The sequence below is a fragment of the Helicobacter labetoulli genome, from assembly GCF_003670275.1.
Taxonomy (GTDB): domain Bacteria; phylum Campylobacterota; class Campylobacteria; order Campylobacterales; family Helicobacteraceae; genus Helicobacter_C; species Helicobacter_C labetoulli.
In genome coordinates, this window is record NZ_QXJF01000007.1 from 39,457 (window position 1) to 56,354 (window position 16,898).

At 39.4% G+C, this 16,898-nt stretch carries 17 protein-coding genes and 1 pseudogene; 8 read left to right on the forward strand and 10 right to left on the reverse strand.

Annotated features, from left to right (window positions below; translation table 11 throughout):
- The first annotated feature begins 161 nt into the window (after window positions 1–161).
- The 5 genes and pseudogenes from EBF12_RS04455 (at window position 162) to EBF12_RS04475 (ending at window position 5,861) form a co-directional block, all read left to right on the forward strand.
- Window positions 162–677 carry a heme-binding protein gene (locus tag EBF12_RS04455; RefSeq protein WP_244196362.1) on the forward strand — a complete coding sequence of 172 codons (516 nt, stop codon included), beginning with the start codon at window positions 162–164 and terminating at the stop codon, window positions 675–677.
- Window positions 611–2,185 (forward strand): annotated as a pseudogene (locus tag EBF12_RS04460) (molybdopterin-dependent oxidoreductase); the annotation flags it as partial. The gene EBF12_RS04455 and the pseudogene EBF12_RS04460, both read left to right, overlap by 67 nt.
- 137 nt (window positions 2,186–2,322) lie before the next feature.
- Window positions 2,323–2,805, forward strand: coding sequence for a type II 3-dehydroquinate dehydratase (aroQ, locus tag EBF12_RS04465; protein ID WP_121726595.1), 483 nt, complete (start codon window positions 2,323–2,325; stop codon window positions 2,803–2,805).
- On the forward strand, window positions 2,805–3,845 hold the full coding sequence (locus EBF12_RS04470; protein ID WP_208630944.1) for a M24 family metallopeptidase: 1,041 nt from the start codon (window positions 2,805–2,807) through the stop codon (window positions 3,843–3,845). Before aroQ ends, EBF12_RS04470 begins: the two co-directional genes overlap by 1 nt.
- A 54-nt stretch (window positions 3,846–3,899) precedes the next feature.
- Window positions 3,900–5,861, forward strand: coding sequence for a 6-hydroxymethylpterin diphosphokinase MptE-like protein (locus tag EBF12_RS04475; protein WP_121726597.1), 1,962 nt, complete (start codon window positions 3,900–3,902; stop codon window positions 5,859–5,861).
- A gap of 9 nt (window positions 5,862–5,870) precedes the next feature.
- Here EBF12_RS04475 and EBF12_RS04480 read toward each other — a convergent pair whose 3' ends face one another.
- The 7 genes from EBF12_RS04480 to ffh form a co-directional block, all read right to left on the reverse strand.
- Window positions 5,871–6,257 (reverse strand): hypothetical protein, encoded by a 387-nt coding sequence (locus EBF12_RS04480; protein WP_244196363.1) that lies wholly within the window; start codon window positions 6,255–6,257, stop codon window positions 5,871–5,873.
- A 302-nt stretch (window positions 6,258–6,559) separates the two neighbouring features.
- Window positions 6,560–6,916 (reverse strand): 50S ribosomal protein L19, encoded by a 357-nt coding sequence (rplS, locus tag EBF12_RS04485; protein WP_121726598.1) that lies wholly within the window; start codon window positions 6,914–6,916, stop codon window positions 6,560–6,562.
- Window positions 6,913–7,656: a tRNA (guanosine(37)-N1)-methyltransferase TrmD gene (gene trmD / locus EBF12_RS04490; protein WP_121726599.1), complete on the reverse strand. Its 744-nt coding sequence runs from the start codon at window positions 7,654–7,656 to the stop codon at window positions 6,913–6,915. Before trmD ends, rplS begins: the two co-directional genes overlap by 4 nt.
- A 9-nt stretch (window positions 7,657–7,665) precedes the next feature.
- Window positions 7,666–8,220, reverse strand: a complete 555-nt coding sequence (gene rimM / locus EBF12_RS04495; RefSeq protein ID WP_121726600.1) for a ribosome maturation factor RimM — start codon at window positions 8,218–8,220, stop codon at window positions 7,666–7,668.
- Between the two features lie 18 nt (window positions 8,221–8,238).
- Window positions 8,239–8,478 carry a KH domain-containing protein gene (locus EBF12_RS04500; RefSeq protein ID WP_121726601.1) on the reverse strand — a complete coding sequence of 80 codons (240 nt, stop codon included), beginning with the start codon at window positions 8,476–8,478 and terminating at the stop codon, window positions 8,239–8,241.
- A 10-nt stretch (window positions 8,479–8,488) separates the two neighbouring features.
- Window positions 8,489–8,719, reverse strand: a complete 231-nt coding sequence (gene rpsP, locus EBF12_RS04505) for a 30S ribosomal protein S16 (RefSeq protein ID WP_121726602.1) — start codon at window positions 8,717–8,719, stop codon at window positions 8,489–8,491.
- A 72-nt stretch (window positions 8,720–8,791) separates the two neighbouring features.
- On the reverse strand, window positions 8,792–10,135 hold the full coding sequence (ffh, locus tag EBF12_RS04510) for a signal recognition particle protein (protein WP_121726603.1): 1,344 nt from the start codon (window positions 10,133–10,135) through the stop codon (window positions 8,792–8,794).
- Window positions 10,136–10,275: 140 nt separating this feature from the next.
- Here ffh and EBF12_RS04515 point away from each other — a divergent pair, with 140 nt between their 5' ends.
- On the forward strand, window positions 10,276–10,686 hold the full coding sequence (locus EBF12_RS04515; protein ID WP_121726604.1) for a Fur family transcriptional regulator: 411 nt from the start codon (window positions 10,276–10,278) through the stop codon (window positions 10,684–10,686).
- Window positions 10,687–10,700: 14 nt separating this feature from the next.
- Here EBF12_RS04515 and EBF12_RS04520 read toward each other — a convergent pair whose 3' ends face one another.
- From EBF12_RS04520 to EBF12_RS04530, 3 genes are read right to left on the reverse strand one after another with little or no spacing between them, the layout of a single operon-like run.
- Window positions 10,701–10,907, reverse strand: coding sequence for a hypothetical protein (locus EBF12_RS04520; RefSeq protein WP_244196364.1), 207 nt, complete (start codon window positions 10,905–10,907; stop codon window positions 10,701–10,703).
- A 21-nt stretch (window positions 10,908–10,928) separates the two neighbouring features.
- Window positions 10,929–11,621, reverse strand: a complete 693-nt coding sequence (locus EBF12_RS04525; protein ID WP_244196365.1) for a rhodanese-like domain-containing protein — start codon at window positions 11,619–11,621, stop codon at window positions 10,929–10,931.
- Window positions 11,622–11,637: 16 nt separating this feature from the next.
- Window positions 11,638–14,367 (reverse strand): valine--tRNA ligase, encoded by a 2,730-nt coding sequence (locus tag EBF12_RS04530; RefSeq protein ID WP_121726605.1) that lies wholly within the window; start codon window positions 14,365–14,367, stop codon window positions 11,638–11,640.
- Between the two features lie 75 nt (window positions 14,368–14,442).
- On the opposite strand from EBF12_RS04530, the gene fliW reads away from it, so the two are divergent.
- Both fliW and EBF12_RS04540 read left to right on the forward strand, forming a co-directional pair.
- A complete protein-coding gene (fliW, locus tag EBF12_RS04535; RefSeq protein WP_121726606.1) occupies window positions 14,443–14,865 on the forward strand; it encodes a flagellar assembly protein FliW in 423 nt (140 codons plus the stop codon).
- Window positions 14,865–16,895, forward strand: coding sequence for an ATP-dependent helicase (locus tag EBF12_RS04540; RefSeq protein ID WP_121726607.1), 2,031 nt, complete (start codon window positions 14,865–14,867; stop codon window positions 16,893–16,895). Before fliW ends, EBF12_RS04540 begins: the two co-directional genes overlap by 1 nt.
- The last annotated feature ends 3 nt before the right edge of the window (window positions 16,896–16,898 follow it).

Here is a 16,898-nt window from a genome sequence, read left to right on the forward strand (position 1 = left end):
CGATAAACTTTTTTTATAAATAACGACTATTCCACTATACAAAAGGCTACATAGCCCATAAGAAACACTCATTAAAATAACGCTTTTTCAGTTGATTTTAATCAAGTTTAACTAGAATTAAATCTCCTTAAGTGGATATAATGCAAAGTAAAGGAGAGCAAATGAGCATATTTGCAAGGGTGGCAGTTTGTATAAGTGTGGTGTTTGCATATTCGTATGCCGGAGATGTGAAGTATGCCTCCAAGGTTAAATCTCTTTATCAAGAGGGGAGTGATAGGGTTGTGGGGAGATTGCTTCCAACAGCTCAAGTGGAGGTGCTAGAGCAAAAGGGCGATAAGGTCTTATTAAAGATTGAGGGTTATGCACGGGCTGATAAGCAAGTAGCATTGTATTTTGTCCCTAATCGCAGAATCTTAAATGCGGGATTTTCTAAAAATGCAGATGTGGAATTTAAGATTACCAAGTCTTTTAAAGAGAGTGAAAGTAAGCAAGAGTGGATAAAAGCCAGTGTCGAGCTATGGAGTGAAAATGTGGATTTGATAGAGAGTGTGGAGCCACTCTATAAGGAAGCGCAAGAGCTTTTGGAAACTGCTCTGTATGCCACGCAAAGCAATATGATAAAGAGTTTATTGAAAACTACACACAGGGCTTTGATAAGTTTAGTCAATATCTCTTAGGCAAAAGTGATGGTGTGGTCAAAGATTCTGCGTGGGCATCTAAGATTTGCGGTCTTTCAGCACAAAAAATAGAATCTTTAGCCAAACTCTTTTTTATAAATCGCACAATGCTAATGTCTGGCTGGGGAATGCAACGCGCTCACCACGGCGAACAAACGCACTGGGCTTTAGTAACACTTGCGTGTATGATAGGGCAGATTGGTTTGCCCGGCGGCGGATTTGGTTTATCATATCATTACAGTAATGGTGGTTCTCCTACGGCTACGGCTCCTGTTGTATGTGGCATAAATCTTGGCAATGTCAGTCAGGGTGGTGCGGAGTGGCTTATGCAAGGCAGTGAGAATAACTTTCCCCTAGCACGAATAGCCGATGCATTGCTGAATCCGGGTAAAAGCATACAGCACAATGGCAAGACAATCACTTATACAGATATTGATTTTATCTATTGGGCTGGTGGGAATCCGCTCGTGCATCATCAAGATACAAACACTTTCCTTAAAGCGTGGCAAAAGCCTAGAACGATTGTAGTCAATGAGATTTATTGGACGCCAACAGCACGACACGCCGATATTGTTATGCCAATTACTACAAGCTATGAACGCAATGACATTTCAATGAGTGGGGACTACTCAAACCTACATATCGTGCCGATGAAACAGCTTGTAGAAAAGCAGTTTGGAGCCGTAGATGACTATAAAGTCTTTTGTGATTTAGTAAAGGCATTTGGTGTGTATGACAAGTTTAGCGAGAATAAAAGCGAAATGCAGTGGCTTGAGGAATTTTATAATCAAGCCCTCACGCAATCAAAAGGCTTGTTGTTAGAGCTACCTGATTTTGCGAAGTTTTGGGAGGCAAATGAGCCACTTCAGTTTGAGATTCCAGTTGAATCTGAAGCATTTGTGCGATATGCGGACTTTAGAGAAGATCCAATTTTAAATCCGCTTGGGACAGATTCTGGCTTGATTGAGATTTATTCTCAAACGATTGAGAAATATGAGTATAAAGACTGCCCGGCACACCCCACTTGGCTTGAGCCAATAGAATGGCTAGGTATGAAGGATAAGCCAGCAGAATTTGCACTTATTACCTCTCACCCAGCATTAAGATTGCACTCTCAACTTGCCAATACTTCACTGCGTAAAGAGTATGCTATTGGCGATAAAGAGCCTATTTGGATTAATCCAAAGGACGCACAGGCTAAGGGCATTAAAACAGGTGATATTGTGAGTGTGAGTAATCAAAGGGGCGAAGTCTTAGCAGGGGCGTTTGTAACTGATGCAATTAAGCCCGGTGTCGTGCGTTTGTGTGAAGGGGCGTGGTATGATCCACAAGAGCCGGGTAAAGTCGGCAGTATATGTAAAAATGGCTCACCAAATGTTTTGACTTTAGATATGCCAACCTCTGCTCTTGCTAATGGTAATATCGCACATACAGGACTTGTGAATATCAAAAAATATGAAGGTAGCCTTGAGCCAATAAGCGTATTCACTCCACCAAAGGGTGCTTAAATCCTCTTCTCAAATATAGAATCTTGGCAGCGTATGCTTAGATTCTATGTGAAGTTTCATAGAATCATCTTAAATTAAGCAAGCAATGAGTGATTTTGGCTATAATAAATGTAATTTACAATGCTTAAAGGAGTGATATGAAAATCTTAGTCATACAAGGACCAAATCTTAATATATTAGGGCATAGAGAGCCGCATATTTATGGGAATTTCACACTTGATCAGATTCACACAAATCTTCAAAATCAAGCTAAACAAAACAACGCAAGTTTGGAGTTTTTCCAAAGTAATTTTGAGGGCGAGATTATTGACAAACTCCAAGAATGTATAGGTGGAGAATATGTCGGCGTGATTATCAATCCTGCAGCATTTTCACATACTTCTATTGCCATTGCTGATGCGATAGCAAGCTGTGGTGTGCCTGTGATTGAAGTGCATATCAGTAATATTCACGCACGAGAGGAGTTTAGGAGCAAAAGCTATACAGGTGCGGTAAGTGCGGGAGTAATTACGGGATTTGGTGCTTTTGGCTATCATTTGGCATTAATGGGAATCTTGCAAATTGCAAGTGAAGTGCAAGCCTACAAAGCCCAGCAAGCCGCTCAAGCTCAACAAAAATAATGCAGCCTTATTTTATACTTGATGAAAACGCACAATATTATGAGTGCGGTTTTAGCTGTGATAATGCTATTGTTGTGCGTGTGGAGGATACGCGGTTTTTCATTACAGATTCTCGCTACACCCTTGAAGCAAAGCAGTTTTGCAACAAGCATACGGAAGTCATAAGCTCAAATGATTTTATTCAAAGTTTGCTTGGTGTGATAAGTAAGCTTGGTCTTAAACAAATTGCATTTAATCCTCAAGAGCTAAGTGTGGCGATGTATGAGAAAATTATCTCATCTCTTACAGCTCAAAAATGTGAGCTTGTGGCTCAACCAAACTTTCATCAGCAGCTTAGAATCTGCAAAAGTGAAAAAGAAATTGCCCTTATTGCTACATCGCAAAAATTAAACAAAAAGGCTTTCAAGGCATTTGCCAAGCGTATTGCTAAGATTCTAAAACAATCCCCGAGCGAAAAAGAGCTGCATTATCAAGTCAAGCAGATTCTAAGCCATTTTGGGACATACGATTTGAGCTTTGAGCCTATTGTTGGTATTAATGCCAATGGAGCAAAGCCCCACGCCTTGCCTTCTAGCAAATGTATTTTAAAAAAGAATGATATTTTGCTTTTTGATGCGGGGATTAAGTATAAGCGGTATTGTTCGGATATGACACGCACAGCGGTCGTATGTAAGGATATACACTTTGGTAAGGAGCAAAAGTTTAAAAACAAGCTTCATAGCAAAATTTATGAGATTGTTTTGAAGGCACAGGAAAAAACTATAAGCAAAGCAAGAAGCGGTATGAGTGGCAAAGACATTGATGCTATTGCACGAGATGAGATTGAAAAAAGTGGATATGGAAAGTATTTTGTGCATAGCACAGGACACGGAGTGGGCTTAGATATACACGAGCTGCCTCGCATTTCACGCTTGAGTGAAGATAGGATTGAAGATAATATGGTGTTTTCCATTGAGCCGGGCATTTATCTCCCAAATGAGTTTGGCGTGAGAATTGAAGATGTGGTTGTAATGAGAAATGGACGCGCGGAGATTCTATAAAAGTCTAGAATCTTGCCCCTTAGATTCTATGCGATACATTCCAAAAGGGTAGAGATGAAAGAGCAAGCTCTCACACTCTCCCAAATTGCACAAAGTGGCGATTTAAGTCTGCTTAACACCTATATTACCAAGCGATATGCGATTAATATGGATTTTTTTAGCTCTATTAATGCTAAGCTTTACAATGAACTTCAAGCTAAGCCTAGTCAATACACGCTTTATTGTAAGGATAATGAGCTGAATATCATTGATATACAAAATAATGCCTTTGTTTATCCAGTGGAAAATGCCAAGCATACAATGATTGCTCAAAACCTTAGTTTTGCTGATAATCCTTTAAACAATCCCGCTTTTACACTCTACACTAATCATCTCGCCCTTCACAAGCTAGATTCACAAAAGATTCCACTCACTGCTCATATCTGCAACCCTATGATTGAGCTTATGCAAAATGATTTTGGTGGGACAAATCGCTTTCATCTCCCTAACAACTTCCTGCCTAGCAGCACATTTTTTGGGCTTTTGGGCGGTATGTTTTTGCAATTTTTACTTGAAAGGGGCTATTTTTTTCATTCACTGCTACTTTTTGAAGAAGATATTGATTTATTTAGAATCTCACTTTACTTTGTGGATTATCCGCTTTTATTTGAATCTGTGAGTGATCGCTCTTGCTACCTTTTTGTGAAGGATTTGCTCCATAAGGAATTCGTGCAAAATTATTTCACGCAAAGACGCATTACAAATAATTTTCTCCGCCTTGAGTTGCAGCTTTATGATAGCTCAAAGATTCAGGCTGTTAGAGATAATGTCGCACAGGCTTATGCGATGAATTCAAGGGGTTGGGGGAGCTTTGATGATGAGATGATAGGGGTGAAAAATACCTTTTGCAATCTCGGTAAGAGCGAGATTCTGCCCTATCCCATTTTGCATTTGCCACAAAGGGTGAATGTGCCAATATGTGTTGTGGGGAATGGAGCGAGTTTAGATTCTCTTTTGCCTTTTATCAAAGCAAATATGGATAGAATGATTATTTTTAGCTGTGGGACAGCGTTAAAGCCGCTTAAAAATGCAGGAATTGAGCCGGATTTTCAAATTGAAATTGAACGGATTGATTATCTTAAAGGCGTTTTAGAATCTGCACCTTTGGGGGATACCACACTGCTTTGTGGGAATATGGTGCAACCAAGTGCTTTGTGTCTTGCTAAGGAAGCCTATATGTTTATGCGTGGGGGTAGTGCGAGTGCGTATTTTGGCAGGGCAAAGAGTGTTGTGGAGTTTGCCGCACCTTATGTGGGGAATGCGGGATTTGCTCTTGCGTGTTTGCTCAGTGAAGAGGTGCTGATTTGTGGGCTTGATTGTGGGTATATCAAGGGAAAAACAAAACACGCTAAGGGTTCATTTTATGGCGATGAGCAAAGTGAGATTCCAAAAAATGCCTATCGTGTGCAGGGCAATATGCAAAGTGAAGTGTATGCTGATGCGTTATTTTCACTCTCTTCTGCGATGATGACAAAGGCAATTGAAGCTTTTAGTCCAAGGCTTGTTTTGAATCTAGGCGAGGGGGCGTATATCCGCGGAAGTCGCTCTGCTAAGATAGATGAGTTTGAGTTAGCCAAAGTAGATAAGGCTCAAGCCATAGCACAGCTTAAGGGTTATATGTGTAAGGACAAGCATAAGGTGCTAAGCGGCGTGGAGCATTACACACAAGAGATCAAAGCGTATAAAGAGAATATTTTACAAATGATGAAAGTTAGTGTGCGTGGAAAAAGAGAGCTTTTTGAAAGAATTGATAAGATTCAGGCTCTAAGTCTTAAAAAGGCGGCAGAAACGCCATTTGTGGGAGTGCTTTTTGAAGGAAGCATCTCACATATTTTGCATAGTATAATGCTATGTGCGTTGCATATTCCAAATGATGATATTGCTCTATTTTACGCACGATGCGTGGAGCTTGTGGAATCTGGGTTAAACAAAATGGTAATGAGCTACACACTTCTTGCTACAACGCATACAAGCTAGATTCTAGCTTCACGCCAAAAAGGTAGCTATAAAGCCCACAAAAAGTAAGGGTAAAATCTTTTGTGTGGAGCGCAAAATTGTAAGCATAAGTCCAAGGGTAGAGTAGATTAACCCACCGATATGAGCGGATAGAAAAACATTGCATATGTAGGATTGAAGCGAAGTAAGCCCCAGCTCATTTATATCTTCTAGTGTGATGAAGCCTTGAGTATGGAGAAAAGATTCTATTTCTGCAAGCAAAGATGTAAGCTCTATGTCTTTTACCTCAATAAGTGAGCTAAAAAAGAGTAAAGAGTAGATAAAACACGCCATAAGCCACGCATAGCCTATAAGCATTCCTGTTTTAGCAAATCGCCCTTTTTGTGAAAAAGAGCATAACTCCTGCTGCAATCCCAATGGGTGCAAGCCAAGTGGGGATATTTGGGATATTATAAACTTTCCAAAAAAGAGAAAAAAGTATGATAAACATCACCCCCACAAATAGGCAAAATCGCTGGAATCTAAAAAATTGCTGTTCTTTGTAGTTTAGCGTGAAGTCAAATATAATGTCCCTTTTGTGAAAATTCTTACAAGATTAAGAATCTTATTAGATTCTTGTAAAAGTGGTATTTTAACAAAAAAAACAAATCCCCAAAAAACGCGTTGTCAATTTGGGGATTTAAAACTGAATCTAGGAGTTAAACAGAGTGGAGAAAGAGTTATTTGCGAAGCTCTTTAATTCTCGCAGCCTTACCGCGTCTTGTGCGTAGGTAGTAGAGTTTAGCACGGCGAACACGACCGATACGCAACACTTCTATGCTTTCCAAACTCTCGCTATAAAGTGGGAAAGTCTTTTCTACGCCGATATTGTTTGCACCCATTTTTCTTGTTGTGAATGTTCTATCTACGCCATTTCCGCGTATAGCGATACACACACCTTCAAAATGTTGGATTCTGCTTTTATCACCTTCTTGAATCTTTATTCCCAAACGGAGTGTATCTCCTGCCTTAAATTGTGGCACTTTTCTTTCGCCGATTTGCGCTTTGTTGAAGCTCTCAATATATCTATTTCTCATAGGCTACCCTTTCTTTTAGTCTTTTTTGGCATCCGCTCGGTAAAAATGCGATATGTTTGATACAAATCTGGTCTAAAATATTTTGTCTTGCATATCGCCAAGCGTTTTTTTAAGTCGGCGATTTTACTATGATTTCCCTTTGAATACACTGAAGGCACAGCTAAATTTTGTAAATTTTCATTTGGGCTTGTGGTAAATGGCGGACTTTTGGCAAAATTTGGTGCTTCAAGTAAATGCTCCGCAAAGCTCTCTCCTTGCAAAGATTCTGCGTTGCCAAGCACGCCTTGAATCTGCCTTGTAATACTATCGCACAGCACAAGGGCTGGAAGCTCCCCACCTGTTAGAATACAATCGCTTATGCTAAAGATTTCATTAGCATACATTTCTATGGCACGCTCATCAAAACCCTCATATCGCCCACATACAAAGCTTATATGGGTTTTTTGGCTTAAGCGTTTAGCATCATTATTGTTAAAAGGTTTGCCACAAGGGCTTAGGAAAATAATATGTGAGTCTTTAAGCGGCTCTAATGCTCTGCTTAATACATCTGCCCTTATCACTTGCCCTGCTCCACCGCTGATTGGCGGCTCATCAACCTTTTGATATTTGTTGGCAGCATAATCACGGATATTGATTGTCTCAATATGTATAAGATTAGCAGTAATAGCGCGTTTGAGAATAGAATCTGTAAAGTAAGATTCTATCAATGCAGGAAAAAGGGTCAAAAATGAAAAACGCATTACAATCTCTTAACTCTCTTGTAGGAGCAAAAAAGCGTTTTGTGTCGCAATGCAATCTGTGCTGATGGAGAGGACATATTGGCTGATATTTGGGATATAAAACTGCTTTGGCAGCCCTTGAGAGACAAGCTCGGCGTGTGTGTGGATAAGAAAATAATCAATTTCGCCAATACGCTCTATGTCTTTGACAACACCAAGATTCTGTTTTGTATCTGTGGTATCGCTAATAGGCGTATCTATAAGCTCCTGCCATAAGATTTCGCCTTTTTTTAGAATCTGCTTACTTTCTTCAAGCGTGGAGTAAAGCTCACAATTTACCAATTTTGCAGCAGATTCTCTATTTTCATAGCCTTCAAAAGTAACGAGTTTTGTTGTTGGATTAAAAGTGTGGATACAAAGTGTGCCTAGGGAAGTTTGAGTTTGCGTTTGGAGATGAAAGGTCGCTTTTGGCACGAAAATAGAGGGAAAATCACTCATAATATGAAGTTTTAAAGCCCCATTTACGCCCACAAGCCGCCCAATCTTAGCGACTAAAAGCATACAAGTTTTTTTTGAATGTTCCATTATTTTGGATTAGCTGTATCAGTGGGCTTGAATAGCGATTTTATAATTTTTTCCATCTTTAGCTTTTAGCCCTGAGATGAAAGTTTTAAGCGAACCAACCATCTTGCCATCGCGTCCAATTAAACGCCCAACATCTTGAGGGTCAGCAAGAATAGTTATCTCGCAAGTATTATCTTCTAAATTTTCAAGCTTGATTTCAATCGCCTCTGGATAGTTGGCTATTTTTTTTGCGTATTCTCTTACAAAATCTTGAACCATTGTCGCTTCTTTATTTTGAAGTGAGTTTTGCTACCCTTTCACTCATCTTTGCACCGACACTTTTCCAATATTCCAATCGTTGTGCGTCATACTTAACAAGTGCAGGCTCAACCAAAGGATTATAACAACCAATAGATTCTATCCAGCCTCCATCGCGTTTTTTTCGTGAATCTGTAACTACGATGCGGTAAAAAGGCTTCTTTTTGCGTCCCATTTTAGTAAGTCTAATCACTGTTGCCATTTTTTGCTCCTTAATTAATTGTTTTGGCTCTTTAAAAAGCTGAAATTATAATGTGTTTTGCTTAAAGCACGATTATTTTGGCATACGCATATTGCCCATCATACTCATAAGCTCTTGCATACCGCCTTTTTGTGAAAGCTTCTTGGCTAATTTTGCCGCTTGGTCAAATTGCTTAATAATACGATTTATATCGCTCACTTCCAAACCGCTCCCTTGAGCGATTCTCTTGCGTCTTGAGCCATTGAGCAAGTCTGGATTCTCTCTTTCTTTTTTTGTCATAGAATTAACCATTGCGCGGATATTTTTAATCTCATTTGATTTGTCTAAATCCACATCTTTTAGGGCATTTGCCATTCCACCAAGTCCGGGAATCATTGAGGCAATAGAGCTCATTGAGCCAAGTTTTTTGACATTTTCAATTTGATTAATGAAGTCTTCAAAGCCAAATTGTCCTTTTTTGATTTTTTTGGCTATGGTTTTGGCTTCATCTTGATTGATGACACTTGCGGTTTTTTCTGCTAGTGAGGCAATATCCCCCGCACCCATAAGACGCGAGATAATGCGTTCAGGCACAAAGACATCAAAATCAGCTACTTTCTCCCCACTCCCTATAAATTTCAGTGGAACGCCGATTTGATAAGCAATAGATAGGGCAATCCCGCCTTTGCTATCGCTATCAAATTTTGAGAGAATCACCCCATCAATGCCGATTTTTTCATTAAAGTTCTGTGCAGAGCGGATTCCATCTTGTCCGCTTAACGAATCTGCAACATATAGGCATTCTGCGGTATTGATAGAATCTTTAATTTGTGAAAGCTCTTCCATAAGCTCTTCATCAATGCTTAAGCGTCCCGCACTATCTATAATGACAATATCATAATGTGCATTTATCGCTTTTTGCTTGGCTTCTTTAGCCACTTGCAGAGCATTTTCAGGTTGTGAGCTTTGGCTAGGGGTGAAAATATCTACTTCAATGCTTGCAGCCAACTGACTAAGCTGCTCAATAGCTGCAAGTCTATGCAAATCACACGCTACAAGCAAAACTTTCTTGCCTTTTTGTTTGAGATAAAGGGCGAGTTTGGCGCTTGAAGTTGTTTTCCCACTTCCTTGCAAACCCATCATCAAAATCACGCTTGGTGGTGTTGGTGAGAGGCTAATGCCATAGCTTTTTGTGGATTTTAGAATCTCATTTAAAGATTCTTGGAGGGCATTCATAAAGCTTTGTTTGCCTATACCATTGCTTTTGGTGCGTTGGCTAACTTCTTGGATAATTTGTTTTGTAGCTTTGTGATAAACATCATTTTTCAGCAAAGTCTTTTTTAGCTCATCACACGCTCTTTGCAAGGATTTTTCATCATCTGCAAAGCGAATCTTGTTAATAATGCCTTTAAACGAGCTTGTGAGTGTATCAAACACGATGTATCCTTTAAGTTAAGTTGAATCTTAATATAGCTTGGGATTCTACTTAAAAATCACTTTTATTATGCTTTTATTTGCTTCAAACTTATATATTTAAGATTTAAGGGCAATAATCCATAAAATAGCAAGGAATTGTAATGATAAATTTTGAACAATCTCTACGAGAGAATCAGCTCAAAATTACACCACAGCGAATCGCAATGCTTGATAGGATTCAAAAAAACGGGCATATGAGTGTAGAAGAGCTATATGAGCAGATTCGCTCTATTTTCCCATCTATCTCACTTGCTACGATTTATAAGAATATTCACGCACTTTGTAAAGCAAATATCTTGCGTGAGATTAAAGCACCAAAAGATAAACAAAAGTATGAGCTAAGTAGTGATAGGCATTTGCACGTGTATTGTGAGGTGTGCGGTAAGCTAGAGGATATTAGGCTTGATACGCATTTGTTGGAACAAGATTGCAGTCAAAATAGCGGATATAGCATTTGTGATATTTCCGCTGTGCTTATAGGTAAGTGTCCGCAGTGTAAAAAAGGGGCATAAAAGAGTTAGAATTTTTAAAAATCCCACCATATCGTGCGTTTGATGTGTTTTGTGCGTGGGTTGAGATTTGTAAAATAGCCTTTTTTAATGCCATTTTTATCTTCCATCCATTCAAAATTTGGCACTGAAGAAAATTTTTGCATCTCTTCAGCATCTAGGTTGAAGCCTTTTGCAAGGTTTTTAGAATCTTGGGAGATTCCACAAGTGGCACGGCAAACCATAATAAAAAAATACGCAGAGCTTTACATTTGACAACAATGCGGTACTTCCGTGCTGATGGGCAGTTTCAAATCTTTCCACGCGTTGAATCCACCAACAAGATAATATACATTATTGTAGCCTAGTTTTTTTGCCCACATAATCCCTACAACCGCACTCCCCATAGGTGAGAATCCATACTCTCCGCTGTCATAAAACACGATTTTGGCATTTTTATCCTCTCCAAGCAAAGATACAAGCTCATTTTGTGAGCGAGAAAGCCCATCAGCTTCCCAATTCCATTCACTGCCATTGTCATTAAAACTAGGGCTTAGGGCAAACTCAAAATGCTTTGCACTAGGGATAAGCCCTAGATTATACACACCGCGTGGTAAAGTCGCTATAATCGTATAAGATTCAAGATTTTTTACAAGCTCATCTGGCAGGATAATGGTATAGCCAAATTGCTCTGCGCGTTTAAGAACCTGCAAGGCATCTTGGCTTATTTTTTCATCTAGCTTGATGGCTTGAAGTGCTTCCTTAGCCTTTGTAGCTCCCTCTTCATCGCCCTTTAGCTTTGCACTCTCAAGCGATACAATCATCGGCATAGCTTTTATGAGTTGCGTGTAGTGAGTATCTTCTTGCTCTATTTTTGAATCCCCACAGCCTATGAAAGCCACACAGCACACCGCCAAAAGTGTGTTTTTTATATTTTTTCCTTGCAGTAAGTTTTTCATTTTTCATTCTCCTTTTTTATGATTGCAAAAGCGTTTTAAGCTCGTTTTGAATCTTAGCATATCTTTCTTGTGCGAGACTAAGAGCTTGTGTATTTTGCTCTAGCACAGCTTTTGGGGCATTTTTGATAAAGTTTTCATTGCCTAGCATTCCTTGAAGTTTTGCTATTTCTTTTTCAAGCTTTGCTTTTTGATTGTTTAAACGCTTGATAATTGCACTTAAATCAATACCTTTAAGATTCATATAGCTCTCACTTAGCTCACTCACATCGCATACACAGCCATCTTGTTTGCCCTGCACAATGTGCAAACGCGTAACTTTAGCAAGTTTGCATACAAAAAGCTCTAGCATATCCTTATCAACACTTACATTTAGCTTTACAAAGACTTCCTCCACATTTGCATTGCCAAGCTCTAGCATTGCTTTTAGTCGGCGGATTGAGACAATCACATCTTCAACAACTTTAAATGTCTGCTCTATACTAGAAAATTCTTCACTTATGGGTTTGGCTTTTGGATAAGGGGTTATCATAATAGAATCTGCAGATTCTATCTCGCTTCCATTAAGACTATGCCAAAGCCAATCGGTAATAAAAGGCATATAAGGGTGTAAAAGCAGTAATGCACTCTTAAAAATCGCCCCAAGCTCATACACAGAATCTTTACTTGCCTTTGCCAGTTCAATACCCCAATCACAAAACTCTCCCCACAAAAAGCGATACAAAATACTTGCCCCATCATTGAAGCGATAAGATTCTAAAGCCTGACGCACCTCGCCAATAGCCACTTGCAAACGCACAAACATATACTTACCAAGTGGCGTTTTTATCTCTATGTCATCTAAGTTTTTAAAGGCTTTGAAGGTTTTGCTTTGAATCTCATCTTGTTGAGAGGCATACATTTTTAGAAACTGCGTTGCATTGTAAAGTTTGTTTGTAAAATTTTTAGAAATCTCACAGCTTTGAGTGGAGAGCTTCACATCTCGCCCTTGAGCGCATAAAATCGCTAGAGTAAAACGCAAAGTATCCGCCCCATAAGTGCTTATCATCTCTAAAGGATCAATGACATTGCCCTTGCTTTTACTCATTTTCTGCCCCTTTTCATCTCGCACCAATGCGTGAAGATAGACATCTTTAAAGGGCAGGGAGCCTAGCAAAGATTCGCCACTTAGAAGCATTCTAGCCACCCAGAAAAATAAAATATCAAAGCCTGTAATCAGCAAAGAATTAGGATAAAAATCGCTTAAATCAGAATCTGTGAAAAGGGCAGATTCAGCAGATTTGGCAGATTCTGTATTTTCATCATCTTTGCTTTCTTGTATGTTGCCCCAGCCAAGTGTGCTAAATGCCCAAAGCCCCGAGCTAAACCAAGTATCAAGCACATCTTCATCTTGCTTTGTGATGAGTGCATTGCATTTGGGGCAGGTGGGATTATCGCTCTCACACGCAATCTTTTCTCCGCATTCACAATACCACACGGGGATTCTATGCCCCCACCAAAGTTGGCGTGAAATACACCAATCTTTCAGCTCTCTCATCCACGCATTATAATTATTCAGCCATTGATTTGGGAAAAACTTTAGCCCTCCCGCATTGACTTTTTTAATAGCCTCTTGTGCGACTTCTTTTTTGACAAACCATTGTTTTGAGATATAAGGCTCTACTATACTGCCACAGCGATAGCATTTGCCAACCTGATTTGTATAATCTTCAATCTTTTCAACAAAGCCAAGCGATTCTAGCTTTTTGACAATGCTCTCTCGCGCTTCTAGTTTTTCCTGCCCTTCAAACTCCCCAGCATAGGCATTTAAAATACCTTTTTCATCAAAAATGGTAATAGATTCTAAATTATGGCGTTTGCCTACCTCATAGTCATTAATATCGTGAGCGGGAGTTACTTTCACACAGCCCGTGCCAAACTCCATATCCACCGCTAAATCCGCAATAATGGGAATCTCCCTATTTAAAAGCGGCAAAATCACGCTTTTACCGATACAATCCTTGTATCGCTCATCGCTTGGATTTACCATCACCGCACTATCGCCAAAAAATGTCTCTGGACGCGTAGTAGCGACAATAAGGGCTTGTGTGCTATTCTTCATATTTTTGCTATCCTTTATGGGATAGCGTAGATAGTAGAGTTTGCCAAGATTCTGCTCGTATTCCACTTCAATGTCAGATAACGCACCATCATTGACACACCAATTAATCATATAGTTATCCTGCACGATTAAGCCTTGATTATACCACTGCACAAAGGCTTTTTTAACCGCGTTTTGCAAACCCTTATCCATTGTGAATCTTAGACGCGACCACGCCGGAGTGATGCCTAGATGACGCATTTGATTAAGGATTGCGCCCCCGCTTTGCTCTTTCCACTCCCACACTTTTTTAATAAAGGCTTCTCTACCCAAAGATTCTTTACTTATGCCTTCTTGTGCGAGTTGTTTTTGCACGACATTTTGCGTGGCAATCCCTGCGTGATCAAGTCCGGGTTGATAGAGCGTTTTAAATCCGTCCATTCTTTTAAAACGCGTGATAATATCCTGCAATGTAAAAGTGAGTGCGTGTCCTATGTGTAAAACACCTGTAACATTAGGTGGGGGCATCATAATACAAAACTTTTCTCCATTTTGAATATGTTTGTTCCCATCAATTTCAAAATATCCCCGAGATTGACAAATATTATAGAATCTAGATTCTATATCTTTGGAATTGTAGCCCTTTTTTTCCTGTGTCGTATTCTTCATAAAATGCCTTTGTGGTATTTAATTTGCTTTAGGTGTATTATAATACCAAATTGCTAAAAACAAATGGAGGTAAAAATGACTTATGAGCTAAAGATGCCAATTTTGGGCTTTGATGATGTTACAAAGGTGGAGCTAGAGCAGATAGATGAGACTTTTAGCAAGCTCCACTCACTTGATGGAACGCGTCCTTTTGAAATCACGCTTGTAAATCCCTTTTCACTTTGCGAATACAACTTCACTATTCCAACCGCTGATGAAAAGCTCCTTGATTTAGATGAGACAAGGGGCGATAGGGTGCTTGTATTTTGTGTAGTGGTGGTGCAAAAGCCTATTGAGAATTCTATTGTGAATCTTATGGCACCTTTTGTGTTTAATCCAAGCAATACATCTTGCTTGCAGGTTACCACTCTACCTGTGGCTGAATATCCGCAGTTTAGCAAAGTCCAACCCCTTAAAGAATTTTTATCTCCTGAGATTTTGCAAACACTTAGCAAATAATGCCACTCTCTAATCTTAACCCCGAGCAGTTAGCTGCTGTTAGCGCTCCAAGCGGACATAATCTTATTATCGCTTCAGCTGGGACGGGTAAAACCTCTACCATTGTGGGGCGTATAGCCTATCTTTTGCAGCAGGGTTTTAAGCCTAAAGATATTTTATTGCTTACTTTCACAAATAAGGCAAGTAGTGAGATGATTGAGCGAGTGGGGAAAATCTTTGGCTCTAGCCTTGCTAAAGAGATAGAATCTGGCACATTTCACGCCGTGGCGTATCGCTATTTGCGACAGATGAAAAATATCCATCTTAAACAGCCTAAAGAATTGCAAATGCTCTTTAAAAGTCTGTATGAAAAACGCGTTTTTAGCCAAGATTCTACTAAGCCTTATTCCGCACAATATTTGTATGAGATATATTCTCTTTTTGTTAATGCCGCATATAAGGGTGGTTTTGGGGCGTGGATAGTGGATAAAAACCCACAACAAGAGTCATATATTGCCATTTATGAAGACATAATGGAGGAGTTTCAAACACTTAAAAGCACACATCATTATGCGGATTATAATGATTTGCTTTTGCTGTATCGTGAATCTTTACTAGAGCTAGAATCTCCACTATTTATGGAAGTGCTGTGCGATGAGTATCAAGATACAAATCCTTTGCAAGATTCTATCCTTGATGCGCTTAGACCCCAAAGCTTGTTTTGTGTGGGGGATTATGATCAAAGCATTTATGCCTTTAATGGTGCGGATATTAGTATTATTAGCGGATTTGGAGATAAATACATAGATTCAAAAGTTTTTACGCTGAGTAAAAATTATCGCTCAAGTAAGCATATCCTTGATTTGGCTAATAAAGTGATAGAGAAAAATGAACGCGTATATCCCAAAAGGCTAGAGGTGATTAAGCAAGGTGAGTTTGCACCACCAAAGCTTGTGTGGTATGATGAGCTATTTTTGCAGTATCAGGGCATTGCTAAACGCATAGCTCTAAGCAATACGCCTTATGAAGATACCGCCATTATTTTTCGCAATAATTCTAGTGCCGATGGGATTGAAGCGAGTTTAAGAGAGCTTAATATCCCTTCAAAGCGTAAAGGAAGTGTGAGCTTTTTTGACACAAAGGAAGTGAGCCTCATACTTGATATTTGCTCCCTTACGCATAATCCACGCGATATGATGGCACATATCCATACGCTAAGCTATGGAAAAGGCATAGGCAATAGCATTGCTAAGGATATTTATGAGGCGTTGTTTATCTTAGGTGAGGGGGATTGCCATAGGGGTATGTTTGAGCCAAAAAGTGGTATAAAAGCCTATCAGCAAAGAGCCAAAAACACTCAATTAGGCTTGTTTGATGATTTTTTTGCTTTAGAATCTCAAGGTAGGTTTAATGAATACATCACAGAGGGTTTTGCTTCGCACCCGCTCTTGCAACACCCAAAGATTCAAAAAGAGGGAGCTATATTTTTAAGTGATTTTTATGAAATGCTTCATTCTATTAGGCATATTAAAGAGCCAAAAAGTTTGATTGAACGCATTGTGAATGCAAAATTTTTTACTGATATTATGCAAAATCTTGCTAAAACTCGCTCTAAAACAAAAGATGGCAGTATAGATTCTGCAAGGTTTGATCAAGCTCTAGAATCTATTAAACGCAAATGCGCTCTCTTGCTTGATCTTTCAAAAAATCACAATGATTTGGGCAAATTTTTAAATGCGATGATTCTAGGCTCAAGTGAAGCTAGTGAAGGCAGCGGGGTGAATCTACTCAGTATCCACGCAAGCAAGGGCTTAGAGTTTCAAAATGTATATGTGGTAGATCTTATGGATGGGAGATTCCCAAATCGCAAGTTGATGAGTAAAGGCGGGAGCTTGGAAGAGGAGCGGCGGCTGTTTTATGTGGCAATTACTCGTGCAAAAGAGAATCTGATTTTATCTTTTGCTAAAAAAGATAATGTAAAAAACATTGATTACACCCCATCAATCTTTTTATACGAGGGTGAGTTATTAAATAAGGATAGTGTGGTTTAAAGG

Excerpts from the sequence above, each read along its gene's own strand:
- EBF12_RS04470 (WP_208630944.1), top strand. The coding sequence starts at position 2,805 with ATGCAGCCTTATTTTATACTTGATGAAAACGCACAATATTATGAGTGC.
- rplS (WP_121726598.1), bottom strand. The coding sequence starts at position 6,916 with ATGAGAAATAGATATATTGAGAGCTTCAACAAAGCGCAAATCGGCGAA.
- EBF12_RS04475 (WP_121726597.1), top strand. The coding sequence starts at position 3,900 with ATGAAAGAGCAAGCTCTCACACTCTCCCAAATTGCACAAAGTGGCGAT.
- fliW (WP_121726606.1), top strand. The coding sequence starts at position 14,443 with ATGACTTATGAGCTAAAGATGCCAATTTTGGGCTTTGATGATGTTACA.
- EBF12_RS04520 (WP_244196364.1), bottom strand. The coding sequence starts at position 10,907 with ATGGTTTGCCGTGCCACTTGTGGAATCTCCCAAGATTCTAAAAACCTT.
- EBF12_RS04540 (WP_121726607.1), top strand. The coding sequence starts at position 14,865 with ATGCCACTCTCTAATCTTAACCCCGAGCAGTTAGCTGCTGTTAGCGCT.
- rpsP (WP_121726602.1), bottom strand. The coding sequence starts at position 8,719 with ATGGCAACAGTGATTAGACTTACTAAAATGGGACGCAAAAAGAAGCCT.
- EBF12_RS04500 (WP_121726601.1), bottom strand. The coding sequence starts at position 8,478 with ATGGTTCAAGATTTTGTAAGAGAATACGCAAAAAAAATAGCCAACTAT.
- aroQ (WP_121726595.1), top strand. The coding sequence starts at position 2,323 with ATGAAAATCTTAGTCATACAAGGACCAAATCTTAATATATTAGGGCAT.
- EBF12_RS04525 (WP_244196365.1), bottom strand. The coding sequence starts at position 11,621 with ATGAAAAACTTACTGCAAGGAAAAAATATAAAAAACACACTTTTGGCG.
- EBF12_RS04455 (WP_244196362.1), top strand. The coding sequence starts at position 162 with ATGAGCATATTTGCAAGGGTGGCAGTTTGTATAAGTGTGGTGTTTGCA.
- EBF12_RS04515 (WP_121726604.1), top strand. The coding sequence starts at position 10,276 with ATGATAAATTTTGAACAATCTCTACGAGAGAATCAGCTCAAAATTACA.
- rimM (WP_121726600.1), bottom strand. The coding sequence starts at position 8,220 with ATGGAACATTCAAAAAAAACTTGTATGCTTTTAGTCGCTAAGATTGGG.
- EBF12_RS04530 (WP_121726605.1), bottom strand. The coding sequence starts at position 14,367 with ATGAAGAATACGACACAGGAAAAAAAGGGCTACAATTCCAAAGATATA.
- trmD (WP_121726599.1), bottom strand. The coding sequence starts at position 7,656 with ATGCGTTTTTCATTTTTGACCCTTTTTCCTGCATTGATAGAATCTTAC.